This is a genomic window from Phaeodactylibacter xiamenensis, from assembly GCF_000759025.1.
Taxonomy (GTDB): Bacteria; Bacteroidota; Bacteroidia; order Chitinophagales; family Saprospiraceae; genus Phaeodactylibacter; species Phaeodactylibacter xiamenensis.
The window spans coordinates 1-6,240 of the sequence record NZ_JPOS01000114.1 but is presented as its reverse complement, the minus strand read 5'-3'; the positions used below and the strand labels follow the sequence as shown (position 1 = coordinate 6,240).

General features: G+C 38.5%; 3 protein-coding genes. 1 reads left to right on the top strand and 2 read right to left on the bottom strand.

The genetic code is table 11. The features are described 5' to 3' along the window. Positions 1-249: 249 nt before the first annotated feature. Together IX84_RS30010 and IX84_RS30000 are read right to left on the bottom strand one after the other, a co-directional pair. Entirely contained in the window at positions 250-486 is a 237-nt protein-coding gene (locus IX84_RS30010) for a hypothetical protein (RefSeq protein WP_152605310.1), read from the bottom strand. Between the two features lie 3,262 nt (positions 487-3,748). Continuing rightward, positions 3,749-4,762, bottom strand: a complete 1,014-nt coding sequence (locus IX84_RS30000; RefSeq protein ID WP_044230230.1) for a patatin-like phospholipase family protein — start codon at positions 4,760-4,762, stop codon at positions 3,749-3,751. 793 nt (positions 4,763-5,555) lie between these two features. Between IX84_RS30000 and IX84_RS33175 the strand changes: the two genes are divergently transcribed. Further along, positions 5,556-5,852, top strand: a complete 297-nt coding sequence (locus IX84_RS33175; protein ID WP_152605305.1) for a hypothetical protein — start codon at positions 5,556-5,558, stop codon at positions 5,850-5,852. Positions 5,853-6,240: the final 388 nt, after the last annotated feature.

Sequence of the window (6,240 nt, the reverse complement as noted above, 5' to 3'; positions counted from 1 at the left end):
GGATATTGTTAAGGATCTCAATTATTCGGGACAACGGATTACCCGATAGAAATACTAATTTTCCATTTTTTTGCCTGCCTAATTGGGCTATATAATCAATTGACCGTAACAAACAAAATTCGAGTTTCAAAACCAATTCTTCCAGTTTTTCAAAGGCAGGCTTAATTCTAATCGCTTGTTTATCAGATTTTTATTCCCAAAATGGAGTGCGCCCAACGGCCCGGCTACGCGCAGGCTGGGATTCTAAATTTACTCTTTTCGTCCGATTTCACAAATACTAGCGCAGGCAGCAAAAGGCGAAACTGGCGAAGCCTGGCTTTTGCTGACTGCAGCGGGCTTTTCATTCTCTTTTTTCAATCGTAGATTTTTACCCAGCTTGAGTGTAGCCATTGTTATGGGTTGCCGCTTTATTCTTTTCACCGTTTCAAAAAAAGGGCCCATTTCAAATTCTGGACTAACCAAAAGGCGGCTATTCAATCTTTTCAACTGATTTTAATCTCTTGGTTTTCAATTGATTAAATTTCAGGATTCTGGTTCTTCAATTTGATCGATTCTAATCTCAAATCAACCAAAAATCTCACGACAATCAACCTATTTCCGGATTCATATCTCAATCTCCAGAAGATTCAACCTGATTTTTGATTCCTGATTTACTCAATTCGATTTCCCAGATTTATCAAAATCAGTTTCCGGTTATCCAAATCTCGAGTTCTTGATTTCTGATCTTAGGTTTTCAAATTGATTCAATCAACGATTACCTGTTCAAAATTTCCAGATTCCAGATTTCCAAATTCTGTTTTTGGATGAGATTCAAATTCCTCATTTCTATTTCAAAAGCCGCCTAAACTCAAACTCCTTCTGAAAAAACCAATCTCATTTTTCAAGATGGGCCCGGTTAATCTTAAGAATCCAAATTTTTCGTTTTCTGCCCGATTAACCGTAAAGAATACAAAACTCGACAGGACTTTTACCCGCCTTTCAAAATTTCAATTCCCCGATTTGGAACTCAAATTCTCGGTTTATGGACAATTCTCGATTCTGAGTTTTCATTTTTGAGGCGGGAGAATTCATATTTTCAATTCCATAGAATGCCAATTCTGATGCGGTACCCCATAACGGCCCGGCTACGTGACGTGCCGGACTCTAAATTTACCATTTTCGTTTCATTTCACAAATGCTAGCGCAGGCAGCAAAAGACCAAATTGGCGCAGCCTGACTTTTGCTGCCTGCGCGGGTTTTTCAATCTCCCTTTTCCTCTCGAAGATTTTTACCGGCATGGCATGTAGCCATTGTTGGGCGCTTCCATTTTATTCGTTGTAAACCTAAAAAAGCGACCGATTTACCAATTCTGGATACTTCAAAAGGGCCGTTTTTACCGATTTTTCAATCTTCTTGAACCGATTCTCAAATTCTGATGATCTCAAATTGATCTTGAAAACTGATTTCAATTTACCGGTTTCAAATTCTTGATCTTGAAAGTCAATCTCCCAAATTGATCAAAATTTCTAATCTCCAGTCTTCAATTTGATTCGGCTAAATTCCAGTTTTTCAAGTCGATCTCAATTCAAGTTGACCAATTCAATCTACTGATTTTCAATCTCTAAAATTTCAACTTGATTCTCGACAACCCGATTCAATTTGATCAGACTCTTATCCGGTGAAAGGTTCAAGTTTTTTGATCTTATCCCCTACTCAATTCAACGGTTTACCCAAATTCTTGATTTTCCGTATTGAGGCCCTAAACGCAAACTCTATCCAAAAAACTCAATTTCTTCTTTCGATGATAGGGAGCGGTAATTGTTAAGGATCTCAATTATTCGGGACAACGGATTACCCGATAAAGAAAACTGATTTTCCATTTTTCTGCCTGCCTAATTGGGCTATAAAATCAATTGACCGTAACCAACAAAACTCGGGTTCCAAAAACCAATTATTCCCGATTTTCAAAGGCAGGCTTTCTACTTAATCATTTGTTTATCAGGTTTTTATTCCCAAAATGGAGTGCGCCCAACGGCCCGGGCTACACGCAGGCCGGGATTCCTGAAATTAATCTTTTCATCCCATTTCACCAAAATAGCTGCGGTGGGCAAAGGCGAAATTGGCGTAGCCTGGCTTTGCCCGCCGCAGCGGACTCTTTTTTCTAATTTTTCAATGGAAGATTTTACCCGGCTTGTGTGTAGCCAATGTTCACAGCATTCGCGTTTTATCCCTTTTTTACAAAACAAGCGGCCATTTCTCTATTTTCGAAGACGAGATAAGGGGGCTTTTTTCAAGTTTACCCAATTCTCCGATTTCGGACCACCAATTTTCAGGCATAACTGATACCCTCATTTTGTTTATCGCCCGTAAAAACCAACTTAACCCAATGAAAATCATTCAATTATTCTCCTGCTAAATCTATTCAATGCACCTGCAAACCCTTAAGATTCAATCTTATTCGGGCATGAAACCTTATTTGCTCATTGATTTTCATTTACCGTCTGATTTTCATAAGCCCCCTGGACGCGGACTCCTTTCTTGATACCGTTTTAATTTCCATTCAACGGGGCCGCGGTAACGCTTGATCTAATCTTCAATTCGGGCTGTCACGATTCTCCTAAATCAACTATAAAACTGTAGAAATCTCTTTTGCCCCGCCTTAACAGTCCAATTCTCCAATGGACTAACCAATAAACACACATTTTCTGAATATTGATAATCAGGCACTTACCATTTCTTAGGCGGGGAGAATCCTTTTTTTCAAATTCTTACAGATACTGTTTTCTGTTGCGCGATTGTCTGTGAACGGCCCGGCTACGTGCTGTGCCGGACTCTAAATTTACCATTTTCGTTTCATTTCACAAATGCTAGCGCAGGCAGCAAAAGGCGATGATGGCGAAGCCTGGCTTTTGCTGCCTGCGCGGGTTTTTCAATCTCCACTTTCCTCTCGAAGATTTTTACCGGCATGGCATGTAGCCATTGTTGGGCGCTTCCATTTTATTCCTCGTAAACCTAAAAAAGCGACCGGTTTACTGATTCTGGATACTTCAAAAGGGCCGTTTCTACCGATTTTTCAATCTTTTTTGAACCGATTCTCAAATTCTGATCGTCTCAAATTGATCTTGAACACTGATCTCAATTTACCGATTTCAAATTCTTGATCTCGAAAACTAATCTCCCAAATTGATCCAAATTTCTAATCTCCAGTCTTCAATTTGATTCGGCTAAAATTCTGTTTTCTGATGATCTTGATTCAAGTTGACCGATTCAATCTACTGATTTTCAATCTCCAAAAATTCAACTTGATTCACGAAAACCTGATTCAATTTGATCAGATTCTTATTCGGTGAAAGGTTCAAATTTCTTGACCTCCTACCCTATTCAATTCGACGATTTACCCAAATTCTTGATTTACCGTATTGAGACCCTAAACACAAACTCTCTCCAAAAAACTCAATTTCTTCTTTCGATAACAGGGAGCGGTAATTGTTAAGGATCTCAATTATTCGGGACAACGGATTACCCGATAGAAATACTGATTTTCCATTTTTTTGCCTGCCCAATTTGGCTATACAATCAATTGACCGTAATCAACAAAACTCGGGTTCCAAAACCAATTATTCCCGATTTTCAAAGGCAGGCTTTCAACTTAATCAATTGGCTTACAGCTTTTTATTCCCAAAATGGAGTGCGCCCAACGGGTTGTGCAGCCGCAGTACGCAGCGTAGCGGAGTATTGTCGGCTGCACTGTGTTAGGCACCGTTTATTATTATTCTTTTTCAAAAAATTCGATTACCGATTCTTTTCCACTATTCATTAGCCTCTCTTTCTCTTCCTGTTTTAATCTCTTTATTCTTGGGCTTATCCCTACCGATGATACCGATATTGTCCTTCTCCAATCTTCGGCAGTCAATTGATTCCGGTTCAGGTTTTCTAAAGTTAGTACATAAAATGCTTCCACATAACTTTTCAAGTCTGTAATCTCTTGATCTATCAGCCCTTTCCTTTCTTCATCGTTCTCGATTTGACCCTCTGAATCAATTCTTATCCCTAGTGTTTTCGGATTATAAATTCTCTTTTCAGCCCCTGAAATATCTATCTCATTTTCATCAAATATCCATATCGGAAAGTTCCCTAATATTCCCCCATCAACTACTATATCTAATCCTCCTTTTTCTTTTGGGTTCTTGTACAATGCCCCTTTTTCGTCTATGAAACTAGCTTCAAAATACAAAGGTATTGTCATTGATGCTTTTACTGCATCCTTTATTTTCATCTCCGGATAAGTTTGATTACTGAATACTATCAATTCCTGTTTATTCAAACTTGTCCCCGTAACATAAAGCTCTTTATATCCTTTTTCATCCAAGCCTCTAAATGTAATTTGCGAGTCTCCTGTTTTTGATTCAATTATTTCTTCTAGCCATTTTTCGAATCTGTCGCTCTTAAACCAGCCATATCTCTTCTTCATCCTATGAATCCCACCTAAAAACCAAAATCCTCCTTTATTGAATTTTTGAAAACGGGTTACTGAAATGATCTCATAAATTTCTTCTGAATTATACCCTAGTGACAACATCATTGCTGTTATTGCTCCTGCTGATGTACCTCCTACTTTTTCTATTTCCTCTATTATCCCATATTCCTCTAACTGCATTATTACCCCTGAATACGCAATCCCTCTTATTCCTGCTCCTTCAAAAACTAAGTTCTCATAATCATTTTGAGACCATAAATCAATGGTTATTAACCCTATTAATATTGACAAGAAGAGAGGCTTCATCTACTTTTCATTAAAAATGGTGCCTAACGGCCCGGCTACGTGCCGTGCCGGATTCCAAATTTACCATTTTCGTCTCAATTCACAAATGCTAGCGCAGGCAGCAAAAGACCAAAATGGCGCAGCCAGGCTTTTGCTGCCTGCGCGGGTTTTCCATCTCCATTTTTCTTTCGAAGATTTTTACCGGCATGGCATGTAGCCATTGTTGGGCGCTTCCATTTTATTCGTTGTAAACCTAAAAAAGCGACCGATTTACCGGTTCTGGATACTCCAAAAGGGCCGTTTTTACCGATTTTTCAATCTTTTTAAACCGGTTCTCTAATTCTGATGATCTCAAATTGATCTTGAAAACTGATCTCAATTTACCGGTTTCAAATTCCTGATCTTGAAGACTAATCTCCCAAATTGATCAAAATTTCTAATCTCCAGTCTTCAATTTGATTCATCTAAATTTCAGTTTTTCAGGTCGATCTCAAATTCAAGTTGGCCAATTCAATCTACTGATTTTCAATCTCTAAAATTTCAACTTGATTCTTGAAAACCCGATTCAATTTGGTCAGATTCTTATTCGGTGAAAGATTCAAATTTCGTGATCTTATCCCCTATTCAATTCGACGGTTTACCCAAATTCTTGATTTCCCGTATTGAGGCCCTAAACGCAAACTCTCTCCAAAAAACTCGATTTCCTTTTTCGACGATAGGGAGCGGTAATTGTTAAGGATCCCAATTATTCGGGACAACGGATTACCCGATAAAACAACTCTATTTTCCATTTTTTTGCCTGCCTAATTGGGCTATGCAATCAATTGACCGTAATCAACAAAACTCGGGTTCCAAAACCAATTATTCCCGATTTTCAAAGGCAGGCTTTCAACTTAATCAATTGGTTTACAGATTTTTATTCCCAAAATGGAGTGCGCCCAACGGGAACGTGCAGCCGCAGTACGCAGCGCAGCGGAGTATTGTCGGCTGCACTGTGTTGGGTGCTTCCATTTTTATTATTCGTAAACCTATAAAAGCGACCGGTTTACCGATTCTGGATACTCCCAAAGGGCCGTTTTTACCGTTTTTACCGATTTTTCAATCTTTTTAAACCAATCCCCTGATTCTGATGATCTCAAATTGATCTTGAAAACTGGTCTCAATTTACGGTTTTGATTCTTGATCTTGAAAGTTAATCTCTCAAATTGATCAAAATTTCTAATCTCCAGTCTTCAATTTGATTCGGCTAAATTTCAGTTTTTCAGCTCGATCTCAAATTCAAGTTGACCAATTCAATCTGTTGGTTTTCAATCTCCCAAATTTCAACTTTATTCTCGACAACCCGATTCAATTTGATCAGATTCTTATTCGGTGTAAGGTTCAAATTTCTTGATCTCCTACCCTATTCAATTCAACGGTTTACCCAAATTCTTGATTTCCCGTATTGAGGCCCTAAACGCAACCTCTCTCCAAAAAACTCAATTTTCTTTTTCGACGAT